This window comes from Curtobacterium sp. CFBP9011 (assembly GCF_034045095.1).
GTDB lineage: Bacteria > Actinomycetota > Actinomycetes > Actinomycetales > Microbacteriaceae > Curtobacterium.
Genome location: NZ_JAXCWN010000010.1, coordinates 25,625 through 41,827, shown reverse-complemented (window position 1 = coordinate 41,827; position 16,203 = coordinate 25,625). Strand labels below are relative to the sequence as shown.

The window sequence follows — 16,203 nt, the reverse complement described above, 5'->3', positions numbered from 1 at the left end:
TCGTCAGAGGGGAACAGGGCAGGTCGAAGTGTACTTCGATGTGGGATACCAGCGCGAAGCGGATGACGCGGCGCGACGACCGGTGCCGGCCGCGCGTCGGTGCCGGCCGCGCGTCGGTGCCGGCCGCGCGTCGGCTCAGACGGCGAGGGTGAAGTCCTCGAACGAGAACCCGGGCGACACCAGGCAGCTGAGGAGCACCTCGCCCTCGTGCGGGATCGTCCGCTGCCAGACACCGCCGCGGACGAACGCCTGCGCGTCGTTGACCCGGTCGCGACCGGCGTCCGGCCCGAGGGTGATCCGCGCGCCCGGCTCCGGCTGGTCGCCCGACCCGCCGAGTTCGAGCTCGACGGAGTCCGGTCCGTGCCACATCCAGATCTCGTCACTCGCGACCCGGTGCCAGGCCGAGGACTCCCCCGGCGGCAGCAGGAAGTGGATGAGCGTCGCGGCCGGACGCTCCCCCGCGGGCGTCTGCACGGTGGCCGGGGAGGTCCAGGTCCGGACGTACCAGCCGCCCTCGGGGTGCGGCTCCATGCCGAGTGCGCGGGCGCGGGACGGGACGTCGAGCCACTCGACGAGGTCGCCGGTGACGGTCCGGCGTGCGGCCATGCCGGGTCGGGGTGCGGTGTCGGTCATCGGGGCTCCTTGCTGGGGGTGACGGGAGGTGTGGTCGGGGGTGCCGCAATGGCGGTGCCGGGCACCGTCCGGGCTGCGTCGGCGGTCCGGACGACCCCGCGGATCACGGTCGCCGCAGCACGTCCACCGCCGTCCTCGACGAGTTCGGCGAGCGCGTCGGGCACGGTCCGCGAGTCGACGTCGAACACGGCGAGGTCGGCGCGGGCGCCCACGGCCAGGTGTCCGATGCGGTCGGGACCGACGGCGAGACCCATCGCGTGCGCCCCGCCGAGCGTCGCCGCGGCCAGCAGCCGTTCGTGCAGGTCGCGACCGGTGTAGCCCTGCGCGCGGGCGATCCGGTGCAGTGCGGTGACGTCGGCCATCGGGTCGAGGGACGGCGACGACGACAGGGAGTCGGTGCCGACGGCGATCGGGCTGCCCTCCCGCAGGTAGTCCGCGACGGGTGGCGGGTCGAGTCCGATGACGGCGTTCGACCGTGGGCAGAGCGCGACCGCGGTGCCGCGGGCTCGGAGCAGTGCCCGGTCGGCGGCGGTCATGTACACGCCGTGTGCGATGTGGCAGTCCGGGCCGAGGACGCCGAGCCGGTCGACGAACGACGTCGCGCTCGCGCCGAACCCGAGGGCGCGCATCGCCCGGAAGGACGGCACGTTCGCCAGGTGCCAGTCCGCGCCGTGGCCGACGCCGGCGACGCCCGCCAGCCCGGGGATCGGCTCGACGGCGGTGCGCTCCCCCTCGAACGCGGCTTCGCCGAGGTGCAGGTGCAGGCGCAGTCCCCGCTGCCGCACGATGTCGGGCAGCTCGAGCAGCGGTGCCACGTCGAGCGAGTACGGCGCGTGCGGTGAGAGCCCAGCGCCGGGGGTGGTCGGGATGCGGGCGAGTTCGTCGAGGACCTGGTCGCGTCCGTGCTGCTGCCAGGCGGCGTTCTCCCAGTCCATCACCTCCCAGTAGGCGATCCCACCGAGGCCGGCGTCCTGCAGTGCGGTCGCCGCGTCGAGGTCGGTGACGACGTCGGCGATGCTCGTCACCCCGGCCGCGATCGACTGCACGGCACCGGCGGCGGCTTCGGCCCGCCAGTCGTGCGGTTCGGCGTAGACGGTGTTGAACGCGGACGCCCAGTCCTCGAACCCGTCGTACTGGCCCTGCCCGACACTGGCCATGCCGGTGTACTGCAGGTGCGAGTGTGCGTTGACCAGACCGGGCAACAGCGCGCCACGCCACCGTCGCTCGGTGAACGGGGTGCCGTCGAGCTGGTCCACCACCCACGAGCGCTCGCCGACGTGCAGGATCCGCCCGTCGCGCACGGCCACGGCACCGTCGGCGATCGGCGGTGCGGTCATCGGCACGACGACCCGCGCCGAGTGCACGGTCGTCGCCGACCCGGTCGGCATCGGCGCGCTCACGCCGAGTCCCCGAACCGTCGCGTGCGGACGTCCGGTTCCCGGTCCGCGGGCTGCGCGGCCGGCCAGGTCGTGTCAGCCGAACGGCCGGGAGGCCCGACCACCGTCCCGAACGCGGCGAGCGCCGCGCGGGCGGTCACCGCGTCCACCTCGGGGTCGATCGGCACGACGGCACGCTCGAGCTCGTCCCCGCGCTCGACGAGCATCCGTACCGCCCCGAGCTGCGCCGCGAAGGACAGGTCCATGATCTCGATCGGGTTGCCCTCGGCCGCGGTGATGTTGATGCAGCCCCCGCCGTCGAGCAGGAGCACGTCGCGACCGTCCGGGACGCTCACGCGTTCGACCTTGCAGCCGATCGTCGTGCGGACCGCTCCGGCGGCGAGCGCGTCGTCGACGGCGACCTCCTGGTCCACCCCGCCGGCGACCGCGATCACCGCTCCGGCAGCGCAGGCCCGCAGGACGTCGAGGCTGATCGTGCCCGGCACCCCGGAGGCGCTCATCACCAGGTCGGCGGTGCGGACGGCCTCGGTGAGCGGGGCGACGGCGTACCCGGCGAACAGGGCCTGCAGCGCCCGGACCGGGTCGGGGTCCGCGACGGTGACCCGGAACCCGAGCGCGCGGAGCACCAGGGCGACCCCCTCGCCGACGTGCCCGAACCCGGCGACGACGGCCGAGCCTCCCGGGCCGCGCACCGCCGAGGGGTCGTCGAGGTCGTCGAGCAGGTCCAGCGCGGCGAACACGGTCGACTGCCCGGTGCCGTACCGGTTGTCGAAGAACGTCTTGGTGCGGGCGTCGTTCACCGCGACCACCGGGATCCCGAGCTGCCCACGCGCGGCCATGACCCGCAGGGGGCGGAGACCGCTCGTGGTCTCCTCGGCGGCCCCGAGCATCGTCGGCAGCAGGTCCGGGCGTTCCTGGTGCACGAGCCGGATGACGTGCGAGCCGTCGTCGATGAGGACGTGCGGCCGGGTGTCGAGCATCGCGAGCGCCAGGTCGCGTTGTTCCGGCACGGTCGCCGTGCTGCTGGCGTGCACCGGGATGCCCGTGCGGCGGAGCACGTCCGCGACGGCGTCGTCGGTCTCGTCCGCGTGGGCGTAGACGACGACCTCGGCGCCGGCGTCCTGCAGCAGCAGGGCGAGCACCGCGGTCTTCGGTTCCAGGAACAGGCTGACGCCGATGCGGGTGCCGCGGAGCAGGCTTCCCTGCCGGAGCTCGTCGGCGACCGCGCGGGAGACCGGCATCGAGCGGCGGGCCCAGCGGATGCGGGCCTGGGCGGCGGGGTCGTCCTCGGCGGAGCGGCCGGTGGAGACGAGGAACACGTCGTCGGACGTCGTCGGCACGCCGAGCACCCCGGGTCGCGCGAGCGTCGTCGGGCCGAACGCGTCCTCGTCGACGGCGGGGACGTGGCGGCCGGCGTCGACCAGGAGCAACGTGGACCCGCGCGGGCGGTCGGCGGTGGCCTGCTCGACCGCGAGGACGGACTCCTCCGGCGTACCGAGGCACCAGAGCTGGTCGACAGCGGCTGGATCGGCGGCCGGGTCATCGGCCGGCCGGGCGCCGAGTCCCGTGAGCAGGTCGTGGAGGACGGCCGCGTCTCGGGCGTCGCCGCCGACGATGCGGAAGCGCCGGGCGGCGATCAGCATGTTCGTCACCCGGGCGGTGTGCCGCACGGCGGCGGAGGCCCAGGCCAGCACGGCCGGGTCGACGCGGGCTGTCGGGTCGGCGCGCGGCATGCGCCCATCGTAGGGCGCTCCGGACCGCCGCAGCGGAGCGGGTGCGGCGGTGGCGACCCGGTCACCGGGAATACGGAAGGCGCGGCGGACGTAGTGACCGACATGACTGACGAGACGTTCGACAAGGTGACCATGTTCGGCGCGGACTGGTGCCGCGACTGCCGTCGTTCCAAGGCGCTGCTCGACCGCCTGGGCGTGGACTACGAGTACGTCGACGTCGAGGCCGACCTGTCGGCAGCGGACCGGGCCGAGGCGATCAGCGGCCGCAAGAACATCCCCGTCGTGGTGCTGCCGAACGGCAAGCACTTCGTCGAGCCGTCCGACGCCGAACTGCAGGGCGAGCTGGAGTCCTCGGGCGCGGTCTGAGCACCCTCCGCGGCTCCGTCCTGGCGGGTAGCGACCGTTCCTGATGACACGCTGAGTCGATCCGGTGTTCAATCGGGCTCCGGCCCTGAGCTCGGTGATCCGCCGCAGCCTCGGACCGGCCGCAGAACAAGGAGAACACCATGGGCGTACTCGGCCTCATCATCAGCCTCATCGTCATCGGCCTCATCGCCGGTGCCCTCGCCCGACTGATCATCCCCGGCAAGCAGAACATGTCGATCCTGATGACCATCGTCCTCGGGATCGTCGGCTCCTTCGTGGGTGGGCTGCTCGGCTTCCTCATCTTCCAGCACGACCCGACGGACGGCTTCTTCCAGCCGGCCGGCATCATCGGTTCGGTCATCGGTGCCGTCATCGTGCTGTTCCTCTACACGCGCTTCGCGGGTCGCGGCGCCCGCCGCTGACGCACGGAACGCCACGACGGGAGGCCCGGTACCAGCTGGTACCGGGCCTCCCGTCGTCTGTTCGCCAGCACGTCCCCCGTCGTCCGGACGCCGCGCAGCACGCGGCGCGTACCGTCCACGTCATGACTGACGAGAACGACACCCGTCGCCCGGAGCAGGACGCAGCGCGACTCGGGCTGGTCGTGGTCGGCGAGGCCTCGGCGCTGCAGTCCGGTGACGAGCAGGCGCTGGACGCGAGCGAGGCGAACATCCGCGACGCTGTCGACGAGCTGGTCGACGTGCCGCTCACCCCGCGCCAGGAAGAGGTCGTCGAGCGGCTCGCGCAGGCCGGCGGGACCCTGACGGCGGGCCTCAGCGGTGCGCTGGCGGCCCAGACCGGGCACCCGGTGGAGGACGTCCTCGAGGGCGCGGCCCGCAGCATCGTCTGGCAGGAGCGTCTCGCCAGCGAGGGCGCCCAGGGCCAGGACGGCAGCCGACCGGACGATGGGCGTCAGGACGCTGGGCACCCGGACTCCGACCGTGACCGTCGCGACGACCGCGACCAGGCCTGACCGTCCCGCCAGCCTGACCCACCGACAGACGGGAGGCTCCCCACCGGGCCGGTGGAGAGCCTCCCGTCTGTCGGTCAGCCGACGGTCACGCCGTCGCGTGCCACCACTCGTCGAACGGCGTCGCGGGCACCTGGCGCTTGTGCTCCGTCGCGCGGTAGCGGGCCTCGATCGCCTCGGCGACCTCGACCGGGACGTCGTGGCCCTGCAGGTAGGCGTCGAGCTCGGCGTAGGTGAGGCCGAGGTTCGCCTCGTCCGTCTGGCCGGGCAGGTCGTCGAGCAGGTCCGCGGTCGGCGCCTTCTCGTACAGCCGGGCCGGTGCGCCGAGGTGCTCGAGCAGCTGGCGCCCCTGGCTCTTCGTCAGGCCGGTCAGCGGGGTGAGGTCGACACCGCCGTCGCCGTACTTCGTGAAGAAGCCGGTCACCGCCTCGGCCGCGTGGTCCGTGCCGACGACCAGGTACCCGCGCTGCCCGGCCACGGCGTACTGCGCGACCATCCGCATCCGGGCCTTGACGTTGCCCTTGACGAAGTCGCTCAGCGGCACCCCGGCGTCCGCGGTGTCCTGGACGACCCCGTCGACCCCGTGCTCGATGTTGACGACGATGCCCGGGTCGGCGGCGATGAACTGCAGCGCGAGCTGCGCGTCGTCCTCGTCGGCCTGCACGCGGTACGGCATCCGCACGGTGGTGAACTCGGCCGCGTGGCCCTCGGCGCGGAGCGACTCGATCGCGAGCTGCGTGAGGCGACCGGCCAGGGTGGAGTCCTGCCCACCACTGACGGCGAGGACGTAGCCCTTCGCGCCGGTGGTCAGCAGGTAGTCGCGCAGGAAGCCCACGCGCCGGGCGACCTCCTGCTCGGGGTCGATGGTCGGCTGGACGTTGAGGTCCGCGGCGATGGCGGCTTGGAGTTCTCGCACTCCCCCAGTATCCGCCCGCACCACCGTCATGCGCACGGGTTCTCGGCACCTGTGCGTGAACGGGTCCCGTCGCTCCTGTCCACCTGGGACCGCGTCGTCCTCCGGGTGGGAGCATGATGCGTTCGCCACACGACTTCGGAGGGGACCGCGCCCGTGCTGCAGATCGACTACGCCACGACCGACGCGGAAGCCGCCTCGCGGTCGCTGGCCTCGCTCTACGACCAGCCGGACATCAGAGGCGTCGGACCCGGCTTCCGGTACGAGCAGCACGTCCGCGGCGACGGGGAGATGACGCTCGAGCGGTACCACTTCGGCGGTGACATCGAGACCACCGCCGACATCCCCGACGCGCTCGTGTCGGTCCAGGTCCACGGCGGTCGCTTCGCCACGCGCGAGCAGGGCGCGGTCCCGAACGGCTCGTTGCACGGCCTCGGTCCGATCGCGAACGGCACGACCGACGCCGACTTCAGCATCGTCACGCTGCCGGTGCCGGTGCTCCTGCGTGCGGGGTTGCAGCACGAGGGTGCCGAGCGCGGTCACCTCGTCGTCGACGGACGGGCTCCCCGACCAGAGCTCGCCGACTACTGGGCCGCGGTCATCGACCACGCCCACACCATCACCGCCGATCCGACGACCTTCCAGAACGACCTGGTGCGCGCCGAGACGTTCCGGCACCTCACGGCAGCCGCGTTCGCCGCCTTCCCGATCCACGTCGACGCGGACCGGGTCGTCCCCGACACCGCGACCGCCGGGGCCGTCGTCCGGCGGGCCACCCGGTACATGGACGACCACGTCGCCGAGCCGATCGGCGCGGCCGAGGTCGCCACCGCAGCCCGGGTGTCGCCGCGCGGACTGCAGGCCGCGTTCCAGCGCGACCTCGGCATCACGCCGATGGCCTACCTCCGGCGGGCCCGTCTGGCCGAGGCACACCGCGAACTGCTCGCCACCGACCCGACCTCCGGGGCCACCGTGTCCGCCGTCGCTCTGCGCTGGGGCTTCACCAACGCGACGCGGTTCGGTGCGGCCCACCGCGACGCGTACGGGCGGTCACCGCAGGAGACGCTGCGCGACGACTCCGGGAGGCGCGGGGCGCGCTGAGCATGCGCCTCCCGTCCGCCGCGTGCTGGCGTCGGTGCTGGTGCCGGGACGTGCTGGTGCCGGCACGTCACTGCTGCTGGACGGAGAAGACGTTGCCGGCCGGGTCCGTGAACCAGGCGATGTCCGGCCCCATGTCACGGGACCGACCGCGGAGGACCTGCCGCTCGTCCGCCCACTGCCCGCCGTCGGTCGGGTGGACGCCGAGAGCGGCCAGGTCGTCGAGCGCGGTGTCGATGTCGTCCACGACGAAGTTCAGCACCGTGAACGTCGCCGGAGTGTGGTCCGGCTTGCCGTACACCAGGACGGGCACGTCGGAGCCTGGCAGCAGGAGCTGCATCATCTGGCCGGCGACGAGGACACGGACGTCGATCCCGAGGACGCCGGCGTAGAAGGCCACGGCAGCGTCGACGTCGTCCACGCTGAATCCGCTGTAGGCGCTGGTGGGTTGGAACACGGGGGCCTCCTCGTCCGGGTGCAGCAAGTGTGCACCCGTGGGCCCGCCACGTCGACAGTGCCCCTGGAGGGACTCGAACCCCCAACCCTTTCCTGAGGACGGAACGGGACGAACCACCGGAAGTGCCCCTGGAGGGACTCGAACCCCCAACCCTTTCCTTAGGTCGCTGGGCTCCCGGGGATCCCCGGAACTACCCGTAAATCCGTGCTGACCAGGTGTTTTCTTCCAAACCTGTCGGAAGCCACCTCCCGGTCTTTCCCGCGAATTCCCGGTCGTTCCCGCCGTAAACGTTGACCAAAACGTTGACCTCGAAACCCTGTGCGCGATGAAGTCGCGGACGCGACCGGCTCCGTGAGTAGGACCACGCGGCTTCGCGCGCCGTAGCCCGCGGGTGCGTACCGTCCAGTACAGCTTCCCACGAAGCCTCCCGTCAGCAGAGGAAGCGCGAGCCCGGTGTGGGCTCGCGCTTCTCTTCCGCTTCTACGGCTCAGATCACCTCGTCGCGGTAGGCGGGCTGCCCGTAGCTCAGGCCCTCCCACCGCACCTCAACGGGCCATGAACCGCCCTTCGTGACGACCCCGCGCGTACCGCCGGCCACGAACGACCTGCTCATGCCGCCGTGATCCTTCGCCGCCACCACCACCGTGCCTGCCGAGATTGCCATCTCCTTGCTCCCTTCACCGGGGCCGCCATTCCGACCCGCACTCCCGTTATGCGCGGACGCCGACCGTCAGCGGTCGACGGTACGATTTCCGCCCCACTCGACCCGCCGACCGGAAGGCAGCCACCGTGATCCTCGACCCCCGCATCGCCGTCTCCGGCGACTGGCACGGCCGACTGGACTTAGCCCCGGCCGTCATCGACGCGGTCGCCGCAGCAGGGATTCGTACGCTCTTCCAGCTTGGCGACTTACAGATGCTTTTCCACGGGACCGCGCAGGAGCATGAGCGACTCCGGCAGCTATCCGCGCACCTTGAGCTTCGCGGCGTGCAGCTGTTCGTGGTGCCCGGCAACCACGACGGGTACACAGCAATCAACGGACTCCCCATCGACGATGAGGGCATCCATCGCTTCGATCCCCGCATCGGTTTCCTCCCCCGCGGCTGGCGAGCGCGGGCCGCCACGGGCATGACCGTGGCGGCGCTGGGAGGCGCGAACAGCATTGATGTCGGCACCAGGGGTCGGCAGCTCTTCGAAGATTCACTGCCGAATTGGTGGTCGGAGGAAAGCATCACCGCGACCGATCTAGCCGCCCTCGGCCACGACCCCGTCGACTTCCTCCTCGCCCACGACGCGCCAGCTTCCAGAGCGCTGGGTGGGATGCTTGAGCGAACGGATCACCTGTGGGATCCGGCTGGGCTTAAGTACAGCAAACAGGGCCAGCGGATGTTCCACCGGGGGTTCCTGCAGGTGAAGCCGCGGCTGGTCGTTTCGGGGCACTACCACCTGAACCTGGACGCAGTGGAGAGCTACGTCGGGGACGACGGTGCATCGTTCGAATCACGAAGCGTCATCCTCAACAAGCTGGGGTTGGGGCGAGCTAACGCGGTCGTAGACCTCGAGGAGCTGAGCGTCGAGCTGCTCGAAGAATGAGGATGCGGCGCCGGCAGAGCAAAGGAGGTCATCTCTGCCGACACCGCGGCATCTCCGGGCCGACGCCGGGTCAGGGTGGGCTGCGGCGGCCGGCGACCACGTCGGCCCAGAAATCCTCTGCCACGTGCGTCGTATGAAGCGAGCTGTGAAGCGAGCCTTCCGCGCATGCCCATGCGACCGCGTCGAGGGCCTGGGCGGGGGTGAGGATGGCACCCTTCTGGATACGGGCAACCCAGCCCGGCTGTACCAGGAGGCGCTGGATACGCGCGGAAGAGCCGGCCGGTTGCACACGCTGGTACCGGCTCCCGCGGGTGCCGTACGAAAACGTCACCTCGACGGCGAGCCGCCCCTCCGAGAGAGTAAGCAGCTGCACTGCAGCCAGCCGCTCCTTCTCACCAGGCTGGTACGCAACGATACCCGCGGCAGTGCCAGGCTCCGCTTGCGCCAGCACTGCAATGTGCTGCCCGAGCACCGCCCACTCGACGGTCGCGCCATGGTCGGTGACCAGCGTTGCGGTCGGCAGAAGCTCCCAGGTCATGTAGGAGGTATGCGCGGAAGCGACTCCCGCCTCAGACCGCCGCCTCCGCCATCCGCCATCCGCCATCCGCCATCCGCCATCCGCTAATACAAGGTGGCCCACGACATCCCCGGATCCCGCGCCACCTGCGCTGCCGACACCGCTGGCTTTGCGGGGGGGGGCGAGGTTAGGTCAGGCGTACGGCTCGGCGGCAACGATGGCTCCGGAGTCGTTGGTCTCGGTTCCGCTGAGGTGCGGCCACTGGCAATCGTCTTCTCCTGGGCGGTACTTCAATGCCGGGGCCACACTCGAAATCTTCACCAGTCCTGACACGTCGCCGTTGTGCCGAAGGACCTCGGTATGATCTAGGCAAACCCGGCTAAGCCGGGTCATATCGGTGCAGGAGGCCGTCCGTGAGGGAGCCCTGGCTGTCGGCTGACGACATCGCCGAGCATCTTGGCGCGACCAAGCACGACGGGGTGCGTTCCGGCCGCCCTGGCACGGTGGATGAAGAGTGAGCCGCGTGATGGCCCATCTTGGCTTCATGGCACGGCGCAGGAAAGGCACGACCCCATGAGGCTCAACCTCAAGTCCGTCGAGGAGCGTGTCAGACCACTCGGCGGACGCAGCCACTACGACCGCGAGTTCATCTTCGAGTTGCTGGCTGCCTACGGACGCTCGTCGAGCAACATCACGCGCCTGCGCAACGGCTCGCTCAACGTCGCCGACGATTCGTCGACCGAGGTTGCTCAGAAGAACGTCATCTACTTCAAGGAGACGACGGACGAGCTTCTCGCCGTGATAGATGAGCTCCGCGGCGCTCCGACCGTGGTTCGCTACAACACCCGCTTCGTCGTCGTCACTGACTACGAAGAGCTGCTAGCCGTCGACACGAAGACGAACGACTCGCTCGCCATCCCGATCTCGGACATCCACAAGCACTTCACGTTCTTCCTGCCCTGGGCAGGCATGGAGAAAGCGCAGTACGTTGCCGAGGCCCATGCTGACGTCAAGGCCGCTGAGCGCATGGCGAAGCTGTTCGACGAGCTGCTGGCGCTCAACCCCGAGCTCAACACCACGATGCTCGGGCGCCACGCCCTGAACGTCTTCTTCACACGGCTGCTCTTCTGCTTCTTTGCCGAGGACACCGGCATCTTCAAGGACGGGCAGTTCACCGGAGCCGTCGGCACGCTCACGCAGTCTGATGGCTCGGACGTCAGCCAGTTCCTGACCGATTTGTTCGCCGCACTGGACACGGCCGAACTCGCCGACAAGCCCACCCATCTGGCAGGCTTCCCCTACGTCAACGGGCGCCTGTTCACAGTCGAGGAACACCACGCCGTGCCGGCCTTCAACAAGAAGGCTCGTGACCTGCTGCTGGAGAGCGGTCGGCTGCTCTGGAACGAGATCAACCCCGACATCTTCGGCTCGATGTTCCAGGCGGTCGTCACGCCGGGCCAGCGCTCCGACCTTGGGCAGCACTACACGTCGGTTCCGAACATCCTCAAGACCATCGAGCCGTTGTTCGTCGACGGACTCAAAGAGCAGTTCGACGCTGCCTTCGACAGCCGGCCCAAGCTGGAAGCGCTGCTGCGGCGCGTCGCACAGATCAAGGTGTTCGACCCCGCCTGCGGCTCTGGCAACTTCCTCGTCATCGCCTACAAGGAACTGCGCAAGCTCGAGCACGCCATCCTGGAAAGGCTTCAGGTGCTTCAGGGCGACAAGTTCACCTTCAACCTGCTCGGCTCCCGGGTCAACGTCGAGCACTTCTACGGACTTGAAATTGACGACTTCGCGGTAGAGGTCGCGATCCTGTCGCTCTGGATCGCGAAGCACCAGATGAACGTCGAGTTCCGTGAGAAGTTCGGCATCGACCTGCCACTGATCCCGCTAAGGGAATCTGGGAGCGTCCATCAGGGCAACGCGATCACGCGAGACTGGAACGAGGTGTGCCCGAATACGGGTGCCGAAGAGATCTACGTGATTGGCAATCCGCCGTACCTCGGAAGCCGGAACCAGACGTTTGAGCACAAGCGCGATCTGCAAACGGTCACACCACGGTACAAGAGTCTCGACTACGTCAGCGCTTGGTTCATCAAGGGCGGCGAGTACATCCGGGGAACCAAGGCTGAGCTGGCGCTCGTCTCGACCAATTCCGTCACCCAGGGCGAACAGGTGGGGCTTCTCTGGCCGGACGTACTCTCGGACGATCTGGAGATCGGATACGCGTACACGTCGTTCAGGTGGACTAACCAGGCGAAGAATGCAGCCGGCGTTACGTGTGTTGTTGTCGGGGTTCGCAACAAGGGGGATGCGCCGAAGTTCATCTTCACCGACGATCTTCGGCACGAAGTTAGGCGCATCAATCCGTATTTGGCCGATGGCCCTGACATACGAATCGGACGTAGGAGCAAGCCCCTGAGTTCGGTGTTGCCGCGGCTCGGATATGGATCGATGCCGAACGATGGCGGAAATCTCATCCTTACTGATGGCCAACGAGACACGCTGCTGTCGCATTGGCCGGAGGCATCCCGCTTCGTCCGAGGGTTCAGTGGCTCCGACGAGTTCATCAAGGGTAAGAGCCGGTGGTGCCTCGTTATCAGCGACGACGATCTGAAGATCGCGCTCGGTATCGACGAGATCGCAGCACGGTTGGAGAAGGTTCGGGAGCACCGCGCCAAGAGCACCGAGAGGTCGACTCGCGCGCTTGCTGAGACCCCGCACCGTTTCTACTTCTTCGGCCATCAAGACACCAACTCCGTGGTGATCCCCTCGACATCCTCGGAGCGGCGCGAGTATATCCCGATTGGTTACCTCGACGGTCAAACCGTGGTCTCGAATCTCGCCAACGCCGCATACGGCGCTGCCCCGTGGCTGTTCGCGCTGGTCACCTCACGGATTCATATGGCATGGACTCGGGCGGTGTCGGGTCAGCTTGAGACCCGCCTCCGCTATTCCGCGACTATCGTCTATAACAACTTCCCGGTACCGCCGCTGTCCGCTGCGGCCAAGGAGCAGCTCACCGAGACTGCACTTCGTGTGCTTGACGTGCGCGAGTATCACTCCGAGAAGACGCTGGCGGAGTTGTACGACCCTGGCCTGATGCCCGATGACCTTCGCCTGGCGCACCAGGAGTTGGACGAGCTCGTGGACGCGGTCTATCGCAAGCACGGCTTCGACAGTGACGAAGAGCGCCTGTCTTATCTCTTCGGTATGTATGAACAGATGACCGCCGAGGAGAAGCGCAAGTGACCGAGATCAAGAAACCGACGAACATCGTCGATGTGACGTATGCGCAGACCGGCAACAGCGTCCACACCAACAAGCTTGGCATGCGCGAGATGCAGCAGCGCGTCTGGGAGCGGCGCGGTGCGCAGTACCTGCTCCTCAAGGCACCGCCGGCCTCGGGTAAATCCCGAGCTCTCATGTTCGTTGCACTCGACAAGCTCTACAACCAAGGTCGCAAGAAGGTCATCGTCGCCGTGCCCGAGCGCTCTATCGGAGGATCGTTCTCCACGACGAATTTGAGCCGGTTCGGTTTCTTCGCGGACTGGGAGATCAAGGAGAAAAACAACCTCTGCACGCCCGGCTCCTCGTCGGGCAAGGTGCAGCAGTTCATCGACTTCCTGGCAGGGCCGGACGTCACCCTCGTCTGCACCCACGCCACGCTGCGCTTCGCTTACGAGAAGCTGCCCGCCTCTGCGTTCGACGGTACGGTCCTCGCCATCGACGAGTTCCACCACGTCTCGGCGGATACTTCGAGCAACCGTCTCGGTGACCTACTCAAGGGCGTTATGGCCGGATCCGACGTGCACATCGTGGCGATGACTGGCTCGTACTTCCGGGGCGACTCGGTGCCGGTGCTGCTACCGGAGGACGAAGCGAAGTTCACGCCGGTCACGTTCAACTACTACGACCAGCTCAACGGCTACGAGCATCTCAAGTCGCTCGGCATCGGACATCACTTTTACCAAGGCCGCTACACCAGCGCGATCCATGAGATCCTCGACCTCGACAAGAAAACGATCATCCATATCCCGAACGTCAACAGCGGCGAGTCCACCAAAGACAAGATCGAGGAGGTCGGCTTCATCCTCGATGCCATTGGCGAGGTCATTGCGACCGAGACCGAGGAATCAAACGTCATGCGGATCCGCCGCCGCGACAACGGCGAGATCGTGCGTGTGGCGGATCTCGTCGACGACACCGACCAGATCGCCCGCGCCGAAACGCTGCACTACTTGACCTCGGTGGCCTCGAAGGAACGCGACGCGGTCGACGTCATCATCGCGCTCGGCATGGCGAAGGAGGGCTTCGACTGGCCTTTCGCGGAGCACGCCCTGACGGTCGGATATCGGGCGTCGCTGACCGAGGTCATCCAGATCATCGGGCGGGTCACACGCGACAGCCCCTGCAAGGAACACGCGCAGTTCACCAACCTCATCGCCCAGCCCGACGCGACCACCGATGAGGTGAAGCTGTCGGTCAACAACATGCTCAAGGCGATCACCGCCTCGCTGCTCATGGAGCAGGTGCTGGCGCCGAACTTCACCTTCAAGACCAAGACCGGCAATGACGATGCCCCGCAGCCAGGAGAGCTCCGCATCAAGGGGTTCAAAGAGCCGTCCACCGACCGTGTCAAGCAGATCGTCGCCACCGACCTCAACGACCTCAAGGCGACGATTCTGCAGGACGACACCTTCGTCAAAGCCGCGGCGGGCAACCTCGACGCCGAGGTGACCAACAAGGTGCTGATCCCGAAGATCATTCGGGAGCGCTATCCCGACCTCAACGAGACCCAGGTCGAGGAACTGCGCCAGCAGGTCGTCGTGGACTCCGTGATCAAGAACGGCGAGGCACGTGAGGTTGGCGGCAGCAAGAAGTTCATCTTGAACAATCGCTTCTTCGATGTTGACGACCTCGACATCAACCTGATCGACCGGGTGAATCCGTTCCAGCGCGCCTTCGAAGTGCTCTCGAAGTCGGTGACTCCGCAGGTGCTACGCATCATCCAGGACACGATCACCGCGACCCGCATCGAGATCAGCGAGGAGGAAGCGCTGCTGCTCTGGCCGAAGATCCAGCAGTTCGCGAAGGTCAATCGGCGGCAGCCGGACGTGCGCAGCGACGACCTCGTCGAAAAGCGTTACGCCGAAGCGCTGCTGTTCCTGCGCAAGAAGAAACGCGAGCACGACGCCCAGCAGAGGTTGCAGGAGTCGTGAGCGACAACGACTTCCAGAGCATCTTCGACTCGGACGAAGACGGTCTCCTCGACACCCCGGCGAAGGCCCCCAAGCTCACCAGTTCTGACCGGCTCGAGCGGTCGTTCTTAGAGATCATCGAGTTCTATCGTGAGCACCGTCGTATACCGCGTTCGGACACTAGTGAGATCGCGGAGCGCAAGCTTGGTGCGCGCCTCGACGGTATCCTGGCGAACGAGAACAAAATCGCCGCGCTGAATGACCTCGACGAGTTTGGGCTGCTCCACGAGCCGGAAGCGCCGGCTAGTCTTGACGATCTGCTCGGTGGTGACGACTTCGGCTTGCTCGATGACGACTCCGGACTGCTCGACACAAGTGACTTGCCCGCGCGCGCACGACGCATCGACCCGAACGAGGTGGCTCAGCGCGTCAAGAGCTCGGACTTCGGTGCCTTCGAGCCTTTGTTCCGTCAGAAACACGAAGAGCTCCGCGCTGGGCTATCGAAGCTGGTGAGCTTCGGCGCTGCAGGAGGGCAGCGAGCGATCAAAGAAGGCGGCTTCTTCGTGCTGTCGGGCGTGATGCTGTTCGTTGCAGAGATCACCGAGCCGAAGGCGGCGCCCGGTGTCCGAACCAGGTACAAGCCGCGCACCCGAACGGTCTTCGAGAACGGCACGGAGTCGAATCTCTACCGCCGCTCGCTCGCCGGGCAACTTTACGAGAACGGCGGTCTCGCCGTTGTCCCCGCAACGTTCGAAGAACTGTTGGCCGATGACGAGGCAACTGGATACATCTACGTCCTGCGCTCGCTCAGTGACGACCCGCAAATCCAAGAAGTTCCCGACCTGCACAAGATCGGCTTCTCGCGCGGCCCGGTCGAAAAGCGCATCGCTCATGCCCAGAGCGAGGCAACGTACTTGATGGCGCCGGTCGAGATCGTTGCCAGCTACCGCACCTACAACCTGAAGATCTCGGCGCTCGAACATCTACTGCACCGTGTATTCAGCGAGAAGCGTCTGCGTCTCAGTCAGGTCGGCAAGGATGGTCGTGTTTACGAGCCCTCTGAGTGGTACTCCGTGCCGCTCAAGATGGTCAACCAGGCCATCGACCTGATCACATCAGGCGATATCGTCGACTACGAGTACGACGCCGAGGCACGAGAACTCCGGCTGCGACCGTAACAACGGGGAGCTGCAGTAACTTCGCTGTCCACCCTGGATGCGATGAGTACCTCTCGCACAGCTCGACAAGAACCTGGAACTTCGCGTTCACTGCAGCCGCCGGCACCACCCCCGGCATCCTGACCGTTAGCAATGAGAACATGCTCG

Annotated in this window: 15 protein-coding genes; 8 read left to right on the top strand and 7 right to left on the bottom strand. The window is 67.6% G+C overall.

Going from position 1 to position 16,203, the window contains the following annotated elements:
* Window positions 1–135: 135 nt before the first annotated feature.
* From SOM35_RS16185 to SOM35_RS16175, 3 genes are read right to left on the bottom strand one after another with little or no spacing between them, the layout of a single operon-like run.
* Window positions 136–633, bottom strand: coding sequence for a cupin domain-containing protein (locus tag SOM35_RS16185; protein WP_320516173.1), 498 nt, complete (start codon window positions 631–633; stop codon window positions 136–138).
* Window positions 630–2,033, bottom strand: a complete 1,404-nt coding sequence (locus tag SOM35_RS16180; RefSeq protein WP_320516172.1) for an amidohydrolase family protein — start codon at window positions 2,031–2,033, stop codon at window positions 630–632. The genes SOM35_RS16185 and SOM35_RS16180 overlap by 4 nt, the downstream gene beginning before the upstream one ends.
* Window positions 2,030–3,763 carry an adenosylhomocysteinase gene (locus tag SOM35_RS16175; RefSeq protein ID WP_320516171.1) on the bottom strand — a complete coding sequence of 578 codons (1,734 nt, stop codon included), beginning with the start codon at window positions 3,761–3,763 and terminating at the stop codon, window positions 2,030–2,032. The genes SOM35_RS16180 and SOM35_RS16175 overlap by 4 nt, the downstream gene beginning before the upstream one ends.
* A 102-nt stretch (window positions 3,764–3,865) precedes the next feature.
* Between SOM35_RS16175 and SOM35_RS16170 the strand changes: the two genes are divergently transcribed.
* The 3 genes from SOM35_RS16170 to SOM35_RS16160 all read left to right on the top strand — a co-directional run bounded on the left by SOM35_RS16170 (window position 3,866) and on the right by SOM35_RS16160 (window position 5,102).
* Window positions 3,866–4,129 (top strand): glutaredoxin family protein, encoded by a 264-nt coding sequence (locus SOM35_RS16170; protein ID WP_111074173.1) that lies wholly within the window; start codon window positions 3,866–3,868, stop codon window positions 4,127–4,129.
* A gap of 140 nt (window positions 4,130–4,269) precedes the next feature.
* Window positions 4,270–4,551 (top strand): GlsB/YeaQ/YmgE family stress response membrane protein, encoded by a 282-nt coding sequence (locus SOM35_RS16165; RefSeq protein WP_320516170.1) that lies wholly within the window; start codon window positions 4,270–4,272, stop codon window positions 4,549–4,551.
* 122 nt (window positions 4,552–4,673) lie between these two features.
* Window positions 4,674–5,102, top strand: coding sequence for a hypothetical protein (locus SOM35_RS16160; protein ID WP_111073762.1), 429 nt, complete (start codon window positions 4,674–4,676; stop codon window positions 5,100–5,102).
* A gap of 85 nt (window positions 5,103–5,187) precedes the next feature.
* Here SOM35_RS16160 and nadE read toward each other — a convergent pair whose 3' ends face one another.
* Window positions 5,188–6,015, bottom strand: coding sequence for an ammonia-dependent NAD(+) synthetase (nadE, locus tag SOM35_RS16155; protein ID WP_111073763.1), 828 nt, complete (start codon window positions 6,013–6,015; stop codon window positions 5,188–5,190).
* A 153-nt stretch (window positions 6,016–6,168) separates the two neighbouring features.
* Between nadE and SOM35_RS16150 the strand changes: the two genes are divergently transcribed.
* Window positions 6,169–7,113 carry an AraC family transcriptional regulator gene (locus SOM35_RS16150; protein ID WP_320516169.1) on the top strand — a complete coding sequence of 315 codons (945 nt, stop codon included), beginning with the start codon at window positions 6,169–6,171 and terminating at the stop codon, window positions 7,111–7,113.
* 67 nt (window positions 7,114–7,180) lie between these two features.
* On the opposite strand, the gene SOM35_RS16145 is transcribed toward SOM35_RS16150, so the two are convergent.
* Both SOM35_RS16145 and SOM35_RS16140 read right to left on the bottom strand, forming a co-directional pair.
* The gene (locus SOM35_RS16145; RefSeq protein ID WP_320516168.1) at window positions 7,181–7,567 is read right to left on the bottom strand and encodes a VOC family protein; all 387 of its coding nucleotides are present in this window, start codon (window positions 7,565–7,567) and stop codon (window positions 7,181–7,183) included.
* Between the two features lie 487 nt (window positions 7,568–8,054).
* The gene (locus tag SOM35_RS16140; protein ID WP_320516167.1) at window positions 8,055–8,180 is read right to left on the bottom strand and encodes a hypothetical protein; all 126 of its coding nucleotides are present in this window, start codon (window positions 8,178–8,180) and stop codon (window positions 8,055–8,057) included.
* A gap of 176 nt (window positions 8,181–8,356) precedes the next feature.
* On the opposite strand from SOM35_RS16140, the gene SOM35_RS16135 reads away from it, so the two are divergent.
* Window positions 8,357–9,160, top strand: coding sequence for a metallophosphoesterase family protein (locus SOM35_RS16135; protein WP_320516166.1), 804 nt, complete (start codon window positions 8,357–8,359; stop codon window positions 9,158–9,160).
* A gap of 70 nt (window positions 9,161–9,230) precedes the next feature.
* Here SOM35_RS16135 and SOM35_RS16130 read toward each other — a convergent pair whose 3' ends face one another.
* A complete protein-coding gene (locus tag SOM35_RS16130; RefSeq protein ID WP_320516165.1) occupies window positions 9,231–9,698 on the bottom strand; it encodes a hypothetical protein in 468 nt (155 codons plus the stop codon).
* A gap of 552 nt (window positions 9,699–10,250) precedes the next feature.
* Between SOM35_RS16130 and SOM35_RS16125 the strand changes: the two genes are divergently transcribed.
* The 3 genes from SOM35_RS16125 to SOM35_RS16115 are packed head-to-tail and all read left to right on the top strand — an operon-like array spanning window position 10,251 to window position 16,056.
* The gene (locus tag SOM35_RS16125) at window positions 10,251–12,929 is read left to right on the top strand and encodes a class I SAM-dependent DNA methyltransferase (protein WP_320516164.1); all 2,679 of its coding nucleotides are present in this window, start codon (window positions 10,251–10,253) and stop codon (window positions 12,927–12,929) included.
* Complete coding sequence (locus SOM35_RS16120; protein WP_320516163.1) at window positions 12,926–14,899, top strand: DEAD/DEAH box helicase; 1,974 nt, start codon at window positions 12,926–12,928, stop codon at window positions 14,897–14,899. Before SOM35_RS16125 ends, SOM35_RS16120 begins: the two co-directional genes overlap by 4 nt.
* Entirely contained in the window at window positions 14,896–16,056 is a 1,161-nt protein-coding gene (locus tag SOM35_RS16115; RefSeq protein ID WP_320516162.1) for a GIY-YIG nuclease family protein, read from the top strand. Before SOM35_RS16120 ends, SOM35_RS16115 begins: the two co-directional genes overlap by 4 nt.
* Window positions 16,057–16,203: the final 147 nt, after the last annotated feature.